The sequence below is a fragment of the Sutcliffiella tianshenii genome (assembly GCF_016908565.1).
Lineage (GTDB): Bacteria > Bacillota > Bacilli > Bacillales > Bacillaceae_I > Sutcliffiella_A > Sutcliffiella_A tianshenii.
On record NZ_JAFBED010000007.1, the window covers coordinates 25696 to 45413 of the forward strand.

General features: G+C 44.2%; 13 protein-coding genes. 3 read left to right on the forward strand and 10 right to left on the reverse strand.

Features of this window, described 5'->3' with window-relative positions:
• Window positions 1–198: 198 nt before the first annotated feature.
• The 4 genes from JOC95_RS15655 to JOC95_RS15670 form a co-directional block, all read right to left on the reverse strand.
• Window positions 199–1284, reverse strand: a complete 1086-nt coding sequence (locus tag JOC95_RS15655) for a nicotinate phosphoribosyltransferase (RefSeq protein ID WP_204418152.1) — start codon at window positions 1282–1284, stop codon at window positions 199–201.
• 173 nt (window positions 1285–1457) lie between these two features.
• Window positions 1458–3911, reverse strand: coding sequence for a DNA translocase FtsK (locus JOC95_RS15660; protein ID WP_204418153.1), 2454 nt, complete (start codon window positions 3909–3911; stop codon window positions 1458–1460).
• Window positions 3912–3985: 74 nt separating this feature from the next.
• The gene (ytpR, locus tag JOC95_RS15665; RefSeq protein WP_204418154.1) at window positions 3986–4597 is read right to left on the reverse strand and encodes a YtpR family tRNA-binding protein; all 612 of its coding nucleotides are present in this window, start codon (window positions 4595–4597) and stop codon (window positions 3986–3988) included.
• Window positions 4598–4613: 16 nt separating this feature from the next.
• Window positions 4614–5414, reverse strand: a complete 801-nt coding sequence (locus tag JOC95_RS15670) for a DUF1444 domain-containing protein (RefSeq protein ID WP_419096257.1) — start codon at window positions 5412–5414, stop codon at window positions 4614–4616.
• Between the two features lie 694 nt (window positions 5415–6108).
• Between JOC95_RS15670 and JOC95_RS15675 the strand changes: the two genes are divergently transcribed.
• Complete coding sequence (locus JOC95_RS15675; RefSeq protein ID WP_204418156.1) at window positions 6109–10521, forward strand: S8 family peptidase; 4413 nt, start codon at window positions 6109–6111, stop codon at window positions 10519–10521.
• Between the two features lie 50 nt (window positions 10522–10571).
• Here the strand turns inward: JOC95_RS15675 and JOC95_RS15680 are convergent, their stop codons facing one another.
• A complete protein-coding gene (locus tag JOC95_RS15680; RefSeq protein WP_204418157.1) occupies window positions 10572–10883 on the reverse strand; it encodes a thioredoxin family protein in 312 nt (103 codons plus the stop codon).
• A 5-nt stretch (window positions 10884–10888) separates the two neighbouring features.
• On the reverse strand, window positions 10889–11902 hold the full coding sequence (locus JOC95_RS15685) for a PTS sugar transporter subunit IIC (RefSeq protein ID WP_204418158.1): 1014 nt from the start codon (window positions 11900–11902) through the stop codon (window positions 10889–10891).
• Between the two features lie 212 nt (window positions 11903–12114).
• On the opposite strand from JOC95_RS15685, the gene JOC95_RS21725 reads away from it, so the two are divergent.
• Entirely contained in the window at window positions 12115–14256 is a 2142-nt protein-coding gene (locus JOC95_RS21725; RefSeq protein ID WP_204418159.1) for a methyl-accepting chemotaxis protein, read from the forward strand.
• 58 nt (window positions 14257–14314) lie between these two features.
• On the opposite strand, the gene JOC95_RS15695 is transcribed toward JOC95_RS21725, so the two are convergent.
• Window positions 14315–14839: a cysteine hydrolase family protein gene (locus JOC95_RS15695; protein WP_239582962.1), complete on the reverse strand. Its 525-nt coding sequence runs from the start codon at window positions 14837–14839 to the stop codon at window positions 14315–14317.
• 139 nt (window positions 14840–14978) lie between these two features.
• Entirely contained in the window at window positions 14979–15509 is a 531-nt protein-coding gene (locus tag JOC95_RS15700; protein ID WP_204418160.1) for a hypothetical protein, read from the reverse strand.
• Window positions 15510–15676: 167 nt separating this feature from the next.
• Here JOC95_RS15700 and JOC95_RS15705 point away from each other — a divergent pair, with 167 nt between their 5' ends.
• The gene (locus JOC95_RS15705) at window positions 15677–16117 is read left to right on the forward strand and encodes a YtoQ family protein (RefSeq protein ID WP_204418161.1); all 441 of its coding nucleotides are present in this window, start codon (window positions 15677–15679) and stop codon (window positions 16115–16117) included.
• A 37-nt stretch (window positions 16118–16154) separates the two neighbouring features.
• Here the strand turns inward: JOC95_RS15705 and cphA are convergent, their stop codons facing one another.
• Together cphA and JOC95_RS15715 are read right to left on the reverse strand one after the other, a co-directional pair.
• Window positions 16155–18782 (reverse strand): cyanophycin synthetase, encoded by a 2628-nt coding sequence (gene cphA / locus JOC95_RS15710; protein ID WP_204418162.1) that lies wholly within the window; start codon window positions 18780–18782, stop codon window positions 16155–16157.
• Between the two features lie 16 nt (window positions 18783–18798).
• Window positions 18799–19593, reverse strand: coding sequence for a cyanophycinase (locus JOC95_RS15715; RefSeq protein WP_204418163.1), 795 nt, complete (start codon window positions 19591–19593; stop codon window positions 18799–18801).
• Between the last annotated feature and the right edge of the window lie 125 nt (window positions 19594–19718).

Sequence of the window (19718 nt, forward strand, 5' to 3'; positions counted from 1 at the left end):
AAAGTGATAATTCCCTCATTCGAATGCCATCAAACCATATGTATAGTAATTTTTTGCCCAACAATTTGTTATTATAGCATGTATTTCAATTATGCTCCACTTTATCACAGGAGTGCAGGAAGCACTCCTGATCCTTCATGGGAGAAAAACTGATAGAAGCTTCGTCCCATCAGTTTTAAAAAAGGCTTTATGAAGATGTTAATCCACTTTTTCCAAACGTTCATTGAATCGGTACTTCCGCCCGGATTTAGCTTGAGGTTCCCCGTTCAGCATGACATTGTCCCCGGTAAAACCAATATTGATCTTCAGCAGGCTGCCTCCGATACCATAGATGTCCACCGGAACTTGCTGCTCTTCGAATTCCATGATCCTCTGTTGATTGAAGCCCCCGCTCACCACGATTTTCACATGCTGAAAGCCTTCCTTATCGAGCGCTTCCCTTAATGCAAACACCAATGGAGCATTCACTCCCCGTGGATCAAACGTACCCAATACATCCTGGTTGCGTATGAAGTGCTGGTCGATCATCGTTCTTGATGTATCAATGCGGACACCTTTGAGTTTGTCGCCAAAGACTCTGGCAACCTTTAGTGCATCAGTGATCACATCGTTGTTGTAATCAACCAGGACAAGCAAATCATCCTCTGGGAACTTCTCATGATAGGCCTTGGATGCTTCGACTACATCACCATTGAATAGTTGGATAAGGGCATGCGGCATCGTCCCCATACCTTTTTTACCCCACCACTCGTTCATCGCATGTGTAGCCTGGGCTGTGGAACCGCCGATATGTGCAGCATATCCGTCCCCTGCCTGCTGGGTGAAGTGGTCATCCCGGTCACCCATGAAAATGACTGGCTTCTGCCCTGCAGCCTTGACCACATTATACACATTCGTAGACACTGAAGTGCGCCTTGCCAGGATGCCATCGATGACACCCTCCAGGAACCCAAAGTTTTGATAAGGACCTGTGATTGTGAGGACCGTCTCAAATGGGCTTATTTTATCTCCATCCTTCAGTGAGAAAATTTCCAGGGCATCCGGATCATCTGCAAAGGTTTTTATCAGGGCGATCACTTCGTCCGTACCACACAGTACTGCATGCTCTTTTTGAAAAAATTGCATGGTGACGATATTGTCAGGCTTATAGTCACGTACGATTTCACGAGTTTTAAGGAAATAGACCGCGGAAAACCAGCCTTCTTTCACACGTTCATCGAATTTAAATGTACGATTGGTCAACCTTTTTATTTTCCCTTGTAGCTTTAACTCTATTTCTTTCATCCAAAAAGCTCCTTAAGTCCTCTATTTAATGGCTGTTAAATAAGGAAGACTGGTTACTAAAAGCATAGGGGGCAGGAAAGAATTACCCAACCTCCCTTTACTTGTCTTATTTACTATTATCTATATTATAAGAAGTTTATATCCATTTACAACTTTTCCTTACGTGTTCATCCTTATTCCGCTTCATGCCTGGTTATCAGTTCTTCCTCGGAGACCAATACATCGCGAGGCTTACTTCCTTTTGGACCGGAAATGACTCCTTGGTCCTCCATCAATTCCATCAGCCTGGCCGCACGGTTATAACCGATTCTGAATCTGCGCTGAAGGCTTGATGTGGAAGCGACGTTCTGATCCACCACAAACTGGCATGCCTCAAGGAACAATTCATCTTCTTGAACATAGCTTTCTTTCAACAATTCCGTCTGTTCGAACAGATAAGTGGGTTTTTGCTCTTTTCTAACGTGTGATACCGCTTTTTCGATTTCTTCATCCGATACAAAGTTTCCTTGCACACGGATTGGCTTTGGTGCTCCATTTTCAAGCAGAAGCATATCCCCTCTGCCAAGAAGCCTTTCCGCACCGCCGATATCGATGATCGTTCTTGAATCCACCTGTGAGGATACGGAGAAGGCGATACGAGTCGGGATATTCGCTTTGATCAATCCTGTTATGACATCCACAGAAGGTCTCTGTGTCGCGATAAGCAGATGCATTCCGCAAGCTCTCGCTTTTTGGGCAATGCGGCAGATTGCCTCTTCCACGTCACTTGGTGCCACCATCATCAGATCTGCGAGCTCATCGATGATAATGACCATATAAGGCAAGGTTTCCTGCTTATGCTTTTTTGCACCTTCGTTGTATTTTGCAATATCCCTTACTCCTGCATGAACAAACAGGCTATATCTTCTTTCCATTTCCTCCACCGCCCACTTCAGCGCGGCCGTGGCAGCCTTAACATCTGTGATGACAGGGCTGACAAGGTGAGGAATATGATTGTATGGTGTCAACTCGACCATTTTCGGATCGATCAGCAAGAGCTTTACTTCATCTGGCGTGCTCTTATAGAGCAAGCTCATGATGATGGAATTCACACAAACACTTTTTCCGGATCCAGTCGCCCCTGCAATCAATCCATGAGGCATCTTCTGCAGGTCAAGCACAACCGGTTGGCCGGAAATATCCAATCCCATGGCAACCGTCAAAGGGGAAGCATTTTGAATAAATGATGGATGCCTGATTATTTCCCGGATCAGTACAGGTTTGCTTACCCGGTTTGGGACCTCTATTCCAATCGTATTTTTTCCCGGGATAGGCGCTTCCATCCTGATATCCCTTGCCGACAGGCTCAATTTGATGTCATCACTGAGATTCGTGATTTTATTCACCTTTACCCCAGGCTCTGGCTGTACTTCAAACTGTGTCACCGAAGGGCCCTGTGTTGCTTTTACGACCTTCGCCCCCACCCGGAAATGATGCAGCGTCTCATCTAGAAGCCTTCTTTGATCCTCCACCCATTCCCTGTCATCCTCGGAATGCTGTGGGGGGATATTCAGAAGATGGATAGGCGGCTTCCGGTAGTATTCAAGCTGAACCTCTTCTGTTTTCCTCTTTTCCAAGGTGCGTTTATCCTGTTTCAGCATCAACACATTATAGGGAATATGCTGTCTCTTATATTCTTTATTTCTATTATTCTCCGATTCCCGCCTTGGCTTTATGGCTGATGCTTCTTTTTGCAAGGACTGGGTTTTAGGTTTTTCCTGCGGCAGTTCCATCTCATTTGAACTTTTTTCTTCGATAGGTGTAAAGGATTCAGTCTGCTCCACCAATACAGGTGGGTACTCTTCTACCGGTTGTGAAACCTCCTCCTCTTCAATTTCGAAGTTGTCCCTTACCTCAGGAGTTGTCTCAATGGGCATTTCCTGTTCTTTGCGGTAATGATCCACTTCTACTTCGGCATTGCTTTTAAATATTTCACTTTTTGGAGTTTCTTCCTCCTCGATTTGCCTGTTATAGTGATTCTCCTCTTTCAACAGTCCAAAGCTGAAGGCTTGTACCTTTTCTTGAGCTGTCTCTGTTATGTTATAAGAGTCTTCTTGGTCGACTGATGCCTCTTCCTGGATAGGATCTAATGTTACTTCTTCGTCGTTCTGTGCTGCAAAACTTAGGCTTTCCAATTCGATTTCCGGAATGACCTCCTCCACCTCCACTTTCTTTCTTGCAGGCGGCCGGAGGCTATATCCATATACCGGGGAAACTACTTCAGTTGGGTGGAACGGCTTCTTTTCTTTCCAGTTCGGTTCCACTTTCTTTGGTGTCACCTTTTTGGCAGTCGGTACTTCTTTTTTAGTTTGTTCTTTTATGATAGGCTCTGGAATCTCCCTGGCTTGTGAAGCTACAGTTTCCTTCTTCTTTTTGGCCGCCATTTGCGGAGGTGGTTCCGTCACATCCTTCTCTCCATCGGGAATTAACGGAAAGCGGAACTTGCCGTTTGGATACTGATAGGAAATCCTTGCCTGTATATTCTTCTGTTCCGTCTTCTGTTCCGGTTTCTTAGCATAACTCTGCTCAATTCTCTCCTGCTCGACATCATCATTCAGCTGAGCAAACAGCTTTTTAAACCAGTTCACATCTATCACACTCTTTCGCACTTTATTTTAGCAAAAAATACCACTAGAACAGTCTAGTGGTATATTCTTTGATTTTACTTCCCAAAAGGTTGTCCTGCTTTGTATTCATCGGCATCAAGAACTAAGATCCCTTTTTCGGCAGGTGCATCCGGCAGGTCCAATTCTTTGGCGGAGCAGATCATTCCGGAAGAAGCAATCCCACGCAGTTCTGCATCCTTGATCAGTAATCCACTTGGCATCACTGCCCCGACTTTGGCTACCACGACATGCTGGCCTTTATCCACGTTAGGTGCGCCACAGACAATCTGAAGCACCTCTGTGCCAACATCGACTTTACATACACTCAGCTTGTCTGCGTTTGGATGCTTTTCCTTTTCCAATACATGGCCTACGACAAACTTTGGGCTCAGGTCTGGGGAAAAGCTCTCCTCGACTCCGTTTTCTTTGAAGGCATCATTGATTTTCTCGGCCACTTCTTCTGTCAGTTCCACTTGGCCGTTAAACTGATTCACTTCGATATACTTTGAAGCATTAAAAAGATTGTAGCCGGCCACTTCTTTTGTTTCACTGTCAAGGATGCGTGCTACGTCCCCTTTTTTTTCGAAGATCCTATTTTTGAGTTCCATGTCTTTTATGTAAATTAGAAGTGTATCGCCAATACCTTCTTTATTATAGAATACCTTCATGTGTAAACCCCTTCTTTCATTTTGTATCCTTATTATTTTTCCCAAGGATGAAAATCGGCTCCAATTGTCCTTCTTCATATAGGAAGGACAGGGCGGTAATCGGTATTTTTCCATTCACAAAGAAACTCATCGTCAATTCAGCAAGTACATCATACCCTACCTCATTTTGAATGTCAGCAACTATTAGTACATCCTGATGGGGCACAGCCACTGTCATCGTTCCTGTAATCTGCTTTTTAAAAGAATCGAGGAAACTTTCATTCAGGATCCTGCTTGCATCATAGCCATCATTGGAACGCACAAAATAGAAAGTGTTGCCCGCTACAGCATCCTCTTTTACATTCGTCGGGAGTGAGCGGACATTGAACATGGCCATCTCTTTTATCGTTTTCTTTTCAAGGCTCTCTTTTTGAAGCAGCTTCTCATCAATCAGTTTATAGGATTTCCCCAGATCGATTGCATAGTAAATACGCGTCTCAGCGGTATGTTCATCGTAGACAAGCGGGATATCATTGCTTGATGTAGGAAAGGAAGTAGATCGGATAACCGGATAGATGTGCCGTTCCGCACCGTTCAATTTAATTGGCACCCTCATGCTCGTCAATGCTTCCTTAACATAATATACGTACTCTTCGATGGCTTTTTGGTCATCAATTTGTTCGTATTTTGCCAGAACACCTTGAAGGGAAACGTTGATCCCTTTTTTGGTTTCTTTATCCTCTACCCGCAACGTCTCTTGTTCTCTATCATATGTAAAAGTCCAATTAGGATTGGACAGCCTGTCTTCCATCATCCGCCTGATTTTATGGACGGTCATTTTCTCCATGAGGAACATTCCCTTCTCTCATTTATGTCAACCTTTATTGTACAACAAAAATAGACAGCGTGTAACTTGAAAGCCGCTTTTCCTCTTTTTTCTCCATCGAACTGAAATTTTCCTGAAACACTATTTTCACGAGCAGGAAAATAATACCCCTTAAAATAAAAACTAGTAGTAAAGTCTCTCCCGTTTCTTGATTACCTCTGGTTCCTTCCACTTATAAGGTGCTGCTTTATTCTTGTAGGAATACTTGCATTAGTCATAAATCCTCGATTTTATTTCATTTCATTTATTTTCCTTTAAGGTAGTCACTAATACCTAGCACTATCCTTACCAATGAATCATTGAAGATATCCTACCAAATATGGAATTAGTAGAATATTTTTACATTATTTCTTTGTTTTGGTTGTATTTGCGTTCTTGTACTATTTTACCATCCAAAAAAATCCAACTAAACCGAAAGAATCATTTTTAGAATATTCTGATATTTTACCCTTTATTTCGACATTCTTCTTCTACATTCTTATTTACTCTTAAATTGTCAACTTAGAAAAACTTACATATACCGGCTTTTTTCTAGTAAAGCGGCCGGTTTCTACCATTCTCGCAAACTAAATGGTAGGAGTATTTGTCAAAGAAAGGGGGTTGCATGTCGTACGGTTGATCAAAACCAATTTGAGGGGGATGTTGAATGAGAAGGAAACGTAATATCGCTAGAGTATTCAGTATCATTATGTGTTTACTTTTGATCGTTCCAAGTTTCACGTTTAACAAAGCTTCAGCTCAAGGAAAGGGTGCTTCAGTTTCCTTGAAGGGGGAATCGAAGCAAGTCGCAGCTAATAAAATCCCAGATCGCCTTTCGACCCAATTCTCCAAGGACGGTGAAAAAGTCACTTTCCTTATCAAATTCAAAGAGCAGGTTGACACAATTGCAGTAGCCAACAAAGCAGCGGAATCAGCAAAGGCCAAGGCTGCTACTGCAAACCAGGAAAAGCTGATGAAACGAAATGCGGTTGTTTCTGAACTGAGAGCGACTGCAATCGAAACACAAGTGAATGTGAAAGAATTTCTTGAAAAAGAAATGGAAGCCGGAAACGCCAAGGATATTCAATCCTTCTATGTGGTGAACGGTATGGCAGTCACTGCTACAAAAGAAGTAATGGAAAAGCTTGCTCAGTTTCCAGAGGTGGATAAACTTCTTCCTAACGAAACAAGACAGCTTGACCCGCAAATTGAAGCTCAAGATTCAAGCAGTGTCGGCCTGGCGATAGAAAGCCAAAAGCCGGCTGCAGGATTGGAAAATATCGAGTGGGGCGTGGCGCAAATCGGGGCTCCGCAGGCTTGGGAAATGGGAGTGGATGGGACAGGAACTGTTGTTGCAAGTATCGACACAGGTGTCCAGTGGAATCACCCGGCATTGGTAGAGAAGTATCGTGGATATGATGCCAATAACCCTTCAAGCCCAAGTCACGAGTATAACTGGTTTGATGCAACTCCTGCCAACCAATCAGCACCTTATGATGATGATGGGCATGGAACGCATGTAACAGGTACAATGACTGGTTCTGAGCCTAATGGTTCCAACCAGATCGGTGTGGCACCTGGAGCTAAATGGATAGCGGTAAAAGCTTTCACACCTTCAGGAGGAACCGATGTTGCATTGCTGGCAGCAGGTGAATGGATCCTGGCACCAAAGGATGCAAATGGCGTTCCGAATCCTGCAATGGCACCTGATGTTGTCAACAACTCATGGGGTGGCGGAGCAGGTCTTGACGAGTGGTATCGCCCAATGGTCCAGGCATGGACAGCTGCTGAGATCTTCCCGGCATTTGCTGCAGGTAATACCCGTGCAGGAAATCCAGGAGGACCGGGTTCGGTTTCCAATCCTGGTAACTATCCTGAAAGCTTTGCAACTGGAGCAACAGATGTAAACATGAATCTGGCAAGCTTCTCCCTTCAAGGTCCATCTCCTTATGGAGAAATTAAGCCGGAAGTTTCTGCACCTGGAGTTGGCGTACGATCTTCCTTCCCGGGCAACCAATATGGTGCTGCCAGCGGTACATCCATGGCAAGCCCGCATGTTGCCGGTGTTGTAGCCCTACTTAAACAAGTCAATTCCGCTTTGACTATCAGTGACATCGAGGAAATTTTAATGACCACAGCCACACCTAGAACCGACTCCGCATTCCCTGAAACTCCAAACAATGGATATGGGCATGGAATTGTGAATGCATTCGATGCAGTATCCTCCATCATCTCTGGCTTAGGGAAAATCAAAGGACAGGTTGCAAAGGATGGAGAAGACGATGAAGCTCCTACTTTTGAACATACTCCCCCTGAAGAAACATACGCTGGAATGAATTTACCACTAAGCATCAGCGTCCAGGATAATGTAAGTATTTCTTCTGTTACACTTCAATACTTGGCTCAGGATGGCAGTTGGGTGAGCATCGATGCCGAGCGTGCATCTGGCACCTATAATGATGCCGTCTACACCGCTTCCATTCCAGGTGAAGCAATCGAAGTTCCATCTGTTTCCTACAAATGGCTGATTGTCGATTTCGGAGGAAATGAAGTTGCTTCTGACACATATGATGTGAGCGTACAGCCTGGAATTGGGCTAGGCTACTCAGAAGACTTTGAATCCGATCCGATTGGCTGGTATTCCTTCGGGGCGGAAAATTCTTGGCAATGGGGTGCTCCAACGAGCGGACCTGGTGCTGCCAACTCCGGAGAGAAGGTCTATGCCACTAACCTTGAAGGAAATTACGGGAACCGTGCAAACATGACACTTGTTATGCCTCCTGTGGACCTGCCTGCAGACAGTGCAGCCTATCTGCAGTTCATGAACTGGCATAACCTTGAAACACGCTATGATTTTGCCCATGTGTTTGTTTCGACTGACCAGGAAAATTGGACACAGCTTCTCCGTTTTGACGGTGTGACTACGGAGTGGCAGGCAAGGGAAGTCGACCTGTCCGAATATGCAGGACAACGCATCTATATCGGCTTTAACGTCACAACCGATGGAAGCGTAGTACGAGCTGGCTGGTATATCGATGATGTAGCCCTTTCAGCAGAATCAAATGCCGCTGAAGCTGCAATCAAAACTCAGCTTGGCGTACAAAAAGAAGATTCCGCAGAACTGAAGGAAGAACAAGTAAACCCGGATAAGATCCATCCTGCAGCAACTCCTGTTCAAAAGGATGCATCAAAAGAAGAATTCAACCCTGCAGCACTTCCATTAAGTGCACAGGTAACGGTTGTCGAGACCGACAGAACAGTAAATACGAACCCTGCAAACGGCCAATATGAATTGCTGCATGCAGCAGGAATCTACACAGTCAAAGCAGAGAGCTATGGATACTACCCTGCTGAGCAAACAGTGGATATCCCGGCAGACGGGGAAGCGGTCGCAAACTTTGTCCTGGAGGAAATTCCTCAAGGTACTCTCACAGGTACTGTTACAAACAGTGCAACGGGTGAGCCTATTGCAAATGCAACGCTCATGCTTGTTGAGGATGCTGCTGTCGCACCTGTTACTACAGATGAGAACGGCAACTACTCTATCACTGCATACGAGGGAGATTACACATTGCGTGTCATGGCACCTTCCTTCTACAGTGAAAATATCCCAGTCAGGGTAGAGCCGAACGGCGAAACGGTACTTGATATAGAGCTTCGTCCATTCATCGGTTACCCTGGCGAAATCGGCTATGATGATGGAACTGCCGAGAATGCACGTGCATTCTATGATGCCGGTAACGGTTGGGCAGTAAAAATGTCCCTTCCTGAAGGACAAAACAGTGCACTTGTAACAGGCGGTTTATTCCGCTTCTGGGATACCGAATGGCCTGTTCCAGGCGGTACTGCATTCCAGGTCGCTGTTTATGATGCATCCGGTGTGGATGGAGCACCAGGCAATAAGCTTGCAGGTCCATTCGATGCAACGGCACTAAGAAATGGGGAATGGACAGATGTTGATCTATCTGAACACGGTATCATCGTAGAACAGGACTTCTACATGGTATATATCCAATCCCATCCGAATCCGAATACGCCGGGTCTTGCAACTGATGAAGATGGCGAATATGCAGCACGCAGCTGGCAATTGGTTGGAGGCGCATGGTCCCCTTCACCTGAAGAAGAAGGAAACTACATGATCCGTGCAAGAGTGAACTTTGAAGTGACAGCACCTAGCATCACTAGTCCTGCAAATGGATCGTATACAAATGAAGAGACTGTCACGGTAGAAGGTAATGCAGCTCCTACCACAACAGTACATGTTTTGAATAATGGTGAAGAAGTGGCCACTACTACAGCTAATGCTGAAGGAACATTCGCTGTCGATATCACCCTGAATGACGGAGAGAATGTCTTGACGGCAAAGGCTTCCACTGACAATGGAACGACAGATCCGTCTGAGCCTGTAATAGTGGTGCTTGACCAAGTAGCCCCTGAGCTTACAATCACAGGCCCTGAAGATGGGTCCAAGACGAACCGTGAAACAGCGACAATCACCGGAACGGTCACAGATGAAAACCTTGACTTTGTAAAGGTGAATGGAACTGAGGTTACGGTGACGGACGGAGCGTTCTCCCACCGTATTCTACTTGAAAGCGGCGAGAACAATATCCAGGTCATTGCACAAGATCTTGCAGGAAACAGTTCTACACAAGACCTCACAATCCTTGCTGATTATGACGCTCCTGTGATTGAGAACTTGAAGCCTACGGAAGATAAGCACTTAAAATCTGGGGAATCTGTAAAAATCGAATTTAACAGTGAACCAGGTTTACGTGCAACATTCTCCATCCGTATGCCATTGACCAATTCTTCATCGATGCTGCAAGACAATGAGCCAAGCAATGCAGTGGAGCTGCCTATGATGGAGCAATCTCCTGGGTACTATGTTGGTTATTGGACAGCAACCTCAAGCGTTGTTGCCAGCGGTGCCGAAATTGAGGTAAAAGCGACTGACGAATATAATAATGTGACTCGTGCGCTTGCTGAAGGTAAATTGTATATCAATGAAGCTGGCGAAGACGATGGAAAGCCTGGCAAACCAGGCAAACCTGGAAAAGGTAAAGGCAACAAGAACTAAAAATCATCAAAAAAAAGGATGCGAGAGAAGTTTTCTCGCATCCTTTCTTATTATAGGGAAGTTAAAAACTGCTCGATCTCTTCCTGAGTTTTTCTATCCTTGCTGACAAAGCGACCAGCTTCCTGGCCATTTTTGAATGCTACAAAGCTAGGGATCCCAAAGACACTCAAATCGGCACATAAATCGATATATTCATCGCGGTCCACATAGATGAATGTATACTCATTGAACTTTTCCATGATTTCAGGCAATACCGGCTCGATTACCCTGCAGTCCGGACACCAGTCAGCGGAAAACATGAAAACCACATTACGGTTATCCTTCAATTCATTATATTGCTCCAAAGATTGTAATTTCTTCATTTTCATTACCCTCCAATATTAATTTTCATATCCCCATCTTTTATATAGGATTTTTTCCTCATCCATTCGGATATGGCTAAACTTACCACAGCCGGGCCAATAATGTGAAGCAACAAGACTTTGAGCAGCACGGATACCGAAAAGCCCATGGACGCAAATGTCATGATCTGACCTACAAAGCCACTCGTGCCCATGCCTGCCCCCTCTTTCACGTTGGTCATGTTAAATATGGTTGTTCCGATCGGAGCGAAGACGACCCCTGCAATGGTCGGTGGTATGATGATCCACGGATTTCTTATTATGTTCGGTACCTGAAGCATGGAAGTTCCGATTCCGATTGCCAATAGACCAGATACTTTATTTTCCCTGTAGCTGCTGACTGCAAATCCGACCATTTGGGCGGCACATCCGATGGTTGCCGCGCCTGCTGCGATCCCCTCAAGGCCAAGCATGAATGCTATTGCCGCACTGGAAATGGGAGCAGTCAGAGCCCACCCCATCAAAACCGCTACCAATACACCCATGATGATCGGTTGCTGTTCTGTTGCCCACATGATGACAGATCCAAGGCTGGTCATTCCGTAATTGATCGGCGGCCCGATGAAGGTTGCAACGAAAAATCCTACAAGTATCGTCACAAAAGGGGTGACAAGTATGTCCACTTTCGTTTCCTTAGAAACTATTTTCCCTATTTCAGTTGCAAAAAGGGCTGCAATAAAGCTACCTGCCGGACCCCCAAGCTGTGCTCCAGCCGCACCTGCAATGACGGTTGCAAATAAAACCAATGGCGGTGCCTTCAACCCATAGGCAACTGCCGCTCCAATGGCCGGACCCATCAGTCCCATTGCGAGGACGCCCATTTCCGTAAACCAAGTCCATTCAAGCTGGTCCCCGACCGTTTTTATTATAAGACCGATAATCAGAGATGAAAACAACCCGAGCGCCATATAGCTCAACCCGTCAATCAAATATACCCTCGGTGACAATGTCACACCCTTCTTATGTAAAAAGGACTTCATTCAACCACCACTTTCCTCCTAGATATTCAATCCCTCAAACTAATCATAGCCAAATTTAGTTTCAGCGCAATAGATATTTCTATTCTTATTTTCATAATCTTTCAAAACCTTATTGTGAATTTTGTTGAATTATGTCTATAATTACTTTAAAATATCTGATTTTTATTAAAACATATAAAATTCGAAAAGATATAAGGATTTAGGGGGGTACCATGAAAACTATCAGAGGAAGAGTCAGATTTATTTTACTAACGGCGATTTTTGGACTTATCGTAGTTTTACTTTTCAACTTCTTATTCTATTTCACTCAGTCTAAGGCCACAGAACAAGAAACTGCTCTTTTTGAAGCGGTGAATGGGAGCAAGGACATCAAATATTCTTTTGCGGATACCCGCAAAAATGAGCAGGAGTTCCTAAGGGTACCAAGTACCGAAACAGCAGAGAAAATAAAAGAGAATCTTGCCGGAATTACTGCTGAATCCGAAAAGCTGAAAAAACAGTTTGCTGAGTATGATGATCTTGTGGCATTATTTTCGCAAATCCAGGCCTCGTCCACCGACTATTTAAATGAATTTCAGCCATTAGAAGAAGCTTATACCGAAATAGGATTTACAGAATCAACGGGTCTGCAGGGACAGATGGGGAATATGGTCCGGAACCTGACCATCAATATACAAGGCTCAAACCAGGTGGAACTTGAAGAGGTCCTGCTTGACTTAAGACTATATGAACAGCAATACCTGGCATCGAAGCAGGAGATTCGCTACCGGGATTTCAAGGAAACAGCGGAAACTTTCCGTACGACTCTTGCCGAATCAGATCTTACCGATTCGCAAAAAGCCGATATCATCAACCTTTTCAATCCATATACGGAAACAATGAATACCCTATATGAAAACTACACCATGTCAGTTACATATATCCGGAACTTTGAAGAGATCAGCAATAAAGTGGAATCAAGCGTCAATGAGGTGGAATCCAGTGTCTCCGCCCTGCAAGGGGAACTGCAAAAGGAATTGAATTCCAATCTTCAAACAATCATGTTTTTGACTCTTATCATCAGTGTTCTGTTGCTATTATTCCTGAGCACCACCGGTTATTTCCTGAATCGGAAAATAGCTCGTTCAATCCGTTCCCTGAAAGATGGGGCATCTAAGATCGGGGAAGGAAATTTCGCCTACCGAGTACCTATCACAACCCAGGATGAAATGGCCGATCTGGCTCATACATTCAACAGCATGGCTGAAAAAATGCAGGTATCCTTGTTAAAGGTAATGGAAGCAACGGACAAGCTGCATTCCTCCTCCCAGAACTTGGCAGCCATTTCAGAGGAAACGACCGCACAATCAACAGAGGTGAATGAAGCAATCAAACAGGTCGCAATGGGATCAAGCGAGCAAGCAAGACATTTGGATGAAAGTACAGAAATTCTGCATCACGTCAAAGAAGCCGTCGGAAAAACGGACCGCTTCAGCAAAGAAATCAAGCTTCAGGCTGATAGCGCCAAGGAGGTCGGGGAAGAAGGATTGACAGTCGTACAAGACCTTCACCAGTCTTCCGAGCAATTCCTGACCCTTGCCAATCATCTGACAGAGCGTGTCCAGCAGGCCACCAAACAATCACAGCAGATTCACACTATCGTAGCAACCATACAGGAAATAGCAGAAAACACAGATCTTCTTGCGCTTAATGCAGCCATTGAATCTGCAAGAGCGGGTGAAGCCGGGAGAGGTTTTGCGGTAGTTGCCCAGGAAGTCCGCAAGCTTGCAGAACGATCCAAGCATGAAGCACTTTCCATTAAAAAGCTTGTCGCTGAAATGGGCAGCCAGATGAGCAAGCTATCCAATGATGCCCTTCAATTCAATGAATACAGGGAGCTGCAGCAGCAATCCGTCACCCAGACAAAGTCATCTTTTGAAAAAATCGCACATAATGTGCTGGAAATCAACCATAAAGTCAATGATGTCCAACAAGCCATCGCACAGGTTACCCATTCTAACGTGATGCTTGAGGAAAAACTATCAGAAGTGCATTACATTTCAGAGGAAGCAGCAGCTGCCTCCGAGCAGGTAAGCGCATCAAGTGAACATCAGATCCTTGCAATCGAGCAGGTGAATGAGGCGGCACTCTCCCTTTCTGATATCGCTACAGAGCTTCAGGAAGAAGTGAGTCAGTTTGTGGTCGTCGAGGAAAACATCGAAGAAGATTCAGCAGTCACAGAGTACCACGAAACTATGGATGAAGCTGAAGAAAATGGTGAGGACATAGAATATCCTGAAGGATCTCAAGAAAGCCAACAGGCATATAAGGAAGCGGCAATAGGCCTGGAAGAAGAAAAAGAATCATCCAAATAATAATAGTATCAAAGAAAGCAGCTGACTCCTTATCTAGGGTTGGCTGCTTTTAAAATTCTTAAATCATTAAGTCATTCAAACAAATTATCTCGCAACCTTTACTTTCATAATAGTCTATCATACTATCAATTTTCTTTTTATCATAACTGGTAATGCAATCTGATAGTACACTAACCCCATAGTTTGATTTACGTAAGTTATAGCAAGTTGACTTAACACAAGCAACAACATCTGCTCCAGTGATGTAGAAGTCGTCTATTTCATTTTTACTAATAAAGTCTGTGAATTCTTCACTTGTTAATGCGTTTCCTTTATATTTTGTAAAAACATTTTCTGATACTATTTTCAAATCCGGAGCTAATTCGGCACCTAGTGTATCTGTTTTAAAAGTTCTCGTACCAGGTGACAAATTCTCATGTCTTATATAAACAACATGAATATTATTTTCGACCGCCCAATCAATTGATTTGTTGATATTGTCGATGATATTTTTGTAATTCTTTGTTATGTCATTTTGAATATCAATTATTACTAAAGCTTTTTTCTGCATAATACTTCCTCCTAATATATCTCTCAGTGCCATTTTGGAACCCCACCCATATTTGTTCTTATAAACCTATTATAGAACAAGAGTTCGATTGTGGCAAATATTAACATAATCCTTTAACATAGCTTAAATAAAAAAAGCCAACCATCGACTGGTCAGCTGTATTCTAATGTAATTAGCCCTCTTCCCCTTGCACTTCCACAGATGATACAATCTCCATCATCGTATCCGCACTCTTTTCCATATTGTCAGGGTCGGTCACAGTCGTCATTTTGACTCCGCCTACTCCAACCGTAATCTCATAGAATTCTTCCTTTTCATCATCCAATCTATCAATGATCACATATCCAAATTCTCCATCTTTGGAAAATGTCTCATCCACTTCAGGACTATCATAGCCTTCAAGTGTGGATTCATAAATAACCTTTGAAGCATCCGGCTCAAAAGGATTGATAAAAAGTATATAGGTCTGTTCTTTATGTGTCAGGACAATATTGTTGGTAGCCGCACTATCCACTTCATACTCAGGTGGCAGATAATAGCTGAATTGATCGCTGGCCTCGTTCGTTTCTTTTTTCTCTTCGCTCAAGGATTCTTCAACCGCTTTCAACGTTTCCTTTGAAGCATCCTCAAATGATAAGGAACATCCGCTTAAAACTAAAATAAAAAAAATAAATATAGAAATAATTGCTCTTCCCAAATACAACTCTTCCACTCCTTTAGTACATTTAGACTAGAAAATACCACTCTATCTATCATACCTATAATAGTTTTGTGTTGACAAGGATATTTTCGAATTATCACTTTATTCCTCTATTTATGATAGACTAAAAAGCAGGAAAACTACAAGAGGTACTATTTGGAGGGATAAGGATGAAACTTACAGTTTATCTGGCAGGAGAAATTCACACAGCTTGGCGTGAGGAGTTGACGGACAAGGTACGGACTCTGGACCTTCCCATCGATTTTGTAGGACCGATGACAGACCATGATAAGTCGGATAATATCGGTGAAATCGTCCTTGGAGAACAAGTGGATGCAATAGCAAAAGATGAAGCCGCATCCCAGATCAACAACCTGAGAACACAGCTGCTCATGAAAAAGTCTGATTTGGTAATCGCCCTATTCGGTGAAAAGTATAAGCAGTGGAATACGGCGATGGATGCAAGCGCAGCGATTTCCCTGCAAAAACCATTGATTCTCATCAGGCCCCAAGCGTTGCATCACCCATTAAAAGAACTATCCAATAAAGCGAATGTGACAGTCGAGACAGTAAATCAGGCATTAAAGGTATTGGCATATGTTTTTGAATAGCAAATAAAAAAGCTCAGAGATTCTGAGCTTTTTTATTTCAATTAATTTGTTCTAGTAGGGATGCAGTCTCCAACTGTTTGATCTGTTCCAGGAACGCTTGGATTGAGGCGTATTGGTCATAGAGCAATACCAGGGTATCTCCTACCCCTGTAAGTTTCCATCCCTGATTCATCGCCTCCAACTCCTTATGGTGCACGTAAATGGCAGTTGAGCTTCTCGCCTCTTCCACTCCATCAGAGAGCAGATTTATCGTTTCGCCTGGAGTTCTTCCCCGCAAATTGTAGTCCTCTTTTATGACAAAGACATCGGCATAGTTTCCTATGATACGTCCCATTTCAAGGATGGTCTGATCCTGCCTGTCACCTGCTGCTGAGCCTACAGTAATGATGCGTCCTCTTTTCAATAGATTGACAGTCTCAAACAACGCCTTTAACCCTGCAGGATTATGGGCATAATCCACCACAACCGTTCGACCGTGGACATTTAACACATTAAAGCGGCCAGGGTTCTGTTCCTCTGTCGAAAGAAACGTGATGACATTGCTCCGCAGCTCTGAAAACGGGCGTCCAAGGGAGTGAGCTGCAGCCAGGGCAGCAAGGACATTTGCAATATTATGGCGCGCTGCCCCGTTGATGGTAAGTGGGATATGGGATACAGGTAGAAACCTCTCCGCTTTCCGATTTTCACAGTACATCACCCATTCGTTCTCCAAGTACCATACCTTCGAACCGTCTTCGATCGCATTCTGCACAACAGGATTCATGATTGATAAGGAGAAATAGACTACTTCCCCATTTGTATGTTCCGCCATGCTTACGCATTTTGGATCATCGGCATTCAATATGCATGCTCCACCTGGCAGAACAACTTCAGGGATGGTCCGCTTCAACTTTTCAAGGTCTTCAAGCGTTTCCACACCTCTTAGCCCGAGATGATCCTCGCTTACATTGGTAACTATCCCGACGTCACAATAGCGGAACGCAAGTCCTTCCCTTAGCATCCCACCCCGTGCCGTTTCGAGCACCGCGATGTCCACATTTGGATTAGAGAGCACTTTCCTGGCGCTTATCGGTCCGCTGCAGTCCCCTTTATCCAGTTGCTGATTTCCGACCCAGACACCGTCCGAGCATGTCAGCCCAACTGTTACATCATCTTTTTGCAGAAGATGTGTGACAAGTCTTGATGTCGTTGTCTTGCCATTCGTCCCCGTAACCGCAACAACAGGAATGGCAGCTTCTTCACGGGATGAGAAAAGATAGTCTACAATCGCTCCGCCTACATCACGGCTTTTCCCTCTGGAAGGGTAAATATGCATGCGGATACCTGGAGCAGCATTGACCTCAAGGATTGCCGCTTCATCTTTTTCATAAGCAAGAGAAACGTCTGTGGAAAGGATATCAATCCCGGCAACATCAAGTCCGACTGCCTCCGCAGCCGAAACCGCCATTCTTCTGTAATCGGGATGAACATCATCCGTCACATCAATCGCCGATCCGCCTGTTGATAGATTTGCATTCCCGAGAACTTCCAAGGCTTGTCCACATCCCAGAACAGATTCAAGGGAGTAGCCGATCTTTTCCAAATGTACGGCGGTACGATCATCAAGAGGGATTTTACTCATTGCTTTCTCATGACCATCCCCGCGTAATGGATTAAGGTTTTCTTCCTCGATCAATTCCCTTATCGTCCTTTTTCCATCCCCGACAACAGTCGGCGGCAGGCGCAGACTAGCTGCGACAAGCTCATGATTCACCACAAGGAAACGGTAGTCCATCCCCTTATAATAACGTTCAAGAATATAATGGGTCCTTTCTTTATAGACGCAATGAAATGCTGCAAGCAAATCTGTGTCATTTTGAATATCGGTGATGATATTTTGGCCCTGCCGTCCATTAAGGGGTTTGATGACTAGCGGGTAGCCGATTTTTTCGGCTGATTTCAACAGGTCATATTCATTGGAGACCACAACTCCAGCTGGCACAGGTAAGCCTGCACCCCTTAAAAGTGTTTTGGTCATATCCTTATCACATGAATTTTCTACTGCCAAATAGGATGACTGGCTTGTGATGGTCGCCTGTACAGACTTCTGCTTTTTCCCTGTGCCAAGTCTGAGATAGCTATTGGCACCGACACGTTCAACCGGAATTTTACGTGCTCGTGCAGCCTGGTAGATCGCATCTGTGCTTGGCCCCAATTTATATTTATGATATAGATTGGATGTATGTTGGATATACGATTCTGCATTCGTCTCTTTACCTGCCAGTATCGCATTGACCATTTCAAGTGCCGCTTCAAATGCATAGAAGCCAGACTTAGGCTCGAGATAGTCATAGGTCACAAAATAGATGCCCTTCCGTTCACTCGTAATCGTTTTCCCGCGTTTCACCTTAATCCCTGCAAGGTGTTGGATCTCGAGTGCCATGTGCTCCAGAATATGCCCCATCCACGTACCTTCTTTAAGACGTTCCACAAATCCGCCTTCATAGCCCCTCGAGCACGAGTGGGTATGGAGGGATGGCAGCACTTGAAGCAGCCTATCCGCAAAGCCCGGAATGGTATTGGAAGGTCTCTCCTCCCATTCTTCTATATCCAGCTCTATACAGATGGTCGGTTTGAAGCTATATAAGTTTGGGCCTGTTAAATAACTGACGCGATTGATTATCATTGATTGATTCCGCTCCTTAAGGGATGATTGGTTCACTTTTGGCTAAATTAAAAATCGCGCCTCCGCCAAGCATATGGAAGCGTATATCCGCTATGGTCATATTTCCCTTGTTTTCCGCTACATCTATATATGTAGATTTCTTGCCATCAAAAATAATCACGTTATATTCGCCGATCACTTCAAACTGTTCTCCCTCATTTTGCACCCATATCGCTGTATTTTCATCAATGCCAATACCTATGATCTGAGGGTTCAATGAAATCGCTCTCATAAGTCGGCTGAAACGATCACGCTGCGAAAAATGCTGATCGATGATGACGTCTTCCATAAATCCGAAGCCAGATCCCATTTCCAAAACTGAAATGTCTTCCTTGTCAAAAAGCTTGGAGGAGATGATCATCAATCTGCTCATCACCGCAGCCCCGGCACTTGTCCCACCTATGATCAATCCATTTTTCCACTCATGGAAAAGATGCCTATAAAAAGAGGTGCCGCCAAGGATACTTGTAAGCCTTAGCTGATCCCCGCCTGTGATATATAATCCCGACAAACTTGCCATTTTTTCCTGCAGGTCATCGTCTTCCGCCTTTTCCCTTGAGTCCAAATGGAAAAGTACTGGTGCTGTCCCATGCAATTCTTGGAACAGTTTATAATATTCAGCCCCTACCTCTTCCGGGTAGCCGGTTGCAGTGGTCAGTATTCCTATTGGGCCTTGGCGGCTTTTGCATAATGAAGCGAATTTTGAGAGAATCTCTTTTCTGTCTGTCTTGTCTTCATTGCCACCAATAATCAGCAAATCACCCTTCGCCATCCATCATAACCCTCTTTACTTTTTATTGAGACGGAATGCTGGTAAATAACCGATTACATTACATCCAATTTTATATACCCTATTTCGCTTTACAATTAAACCTGTTTTCTGAAAAAATCTAAACA

What these genes read in the sequence shown, in the direction of transcription:
- JOC95_RS15655 (WP_204418152.1), bottom strand. Translation starts at nt 1,284, where the DNA reads ATGAAAGAAATAGAGTTAAAGCTACAAGGGAAAATAAAAAGGTTGACC.
- ytpR (WP_204418154.1), bottom strand. Translation starts at nt 4,597, where the DNA reads ATGAAGGTATTCTATAATAAAGAAGGTATTGGCGATACACTTCTAATT.
- JOC95_RS15670 (WP_419096257.1), bottom strand. Translation starts at nt 5,414, where the DNA reads ATGACCGTCCATAAAATCAGGCGGATGATGGAAGACAGGCTGTCCAAT.
- JOC95_RS15675 (WP_204418156.1), top strand. Translation starts at nt 6,109, where the DNA reads ATGAGAAGGAAACGTAATATCGCTAGAGTATTCAGTATCATTATGTGT.
- JOC95_RS15680 (WP_204418157.1), bottom strand. Translation starts at nt 10,883, where the DNA reads ATGAAGAAATTACAATCTTTGGAGCAATATAATGAATTGAAGGATAAC.
- JOC95_RS15685 (WP_204418158.1), bottom strand. Translation starts at nt 11,902, where the DNA reads ATGAAGTCCTTTTTACATAAGAAGGGTGTGACATTGTCACCGAGGGTA.
- JOC95_RS21725 (WP_204418159.1), top strand. Translation starts at nt 12,115, where the DNA reads ATGAAAACTATCAGAGGAAGAGTCAGATTTATTTTACTAACGGCGATT.
- JOC95_RS15695 (WP_239582962.1), bottom strand. Translation starts at nt 14,839, where the DNA reads ATGGCACTGAGAGATATATTAGGAGGAAGTATTATGCAGAAAAAAGCT.
- JOC95_RS15705 (WP_204418161.1), top strand. Translation starts at nt 15,677, where the DNA reads ATGAAACTTACAGTTTATCTGGCAGGAGAAATTCACACAGCTTGGCGT.
- cphA (WP_204418162.1), bottom strand. Translation starts at nt 18,782, where the DNA reads ATGATAATCAATCGCGTCAGTTATTTAACAGGCCCAAACTTATATAGC.
- JOC95_RS15715 (WP_204418163.1), bottom strand. Translation starts at nt 19,593, where the DNA reads ATGGCGAAGGGTGATTTGCTGATTATTGGTGGCAATGAAGACAAGACA.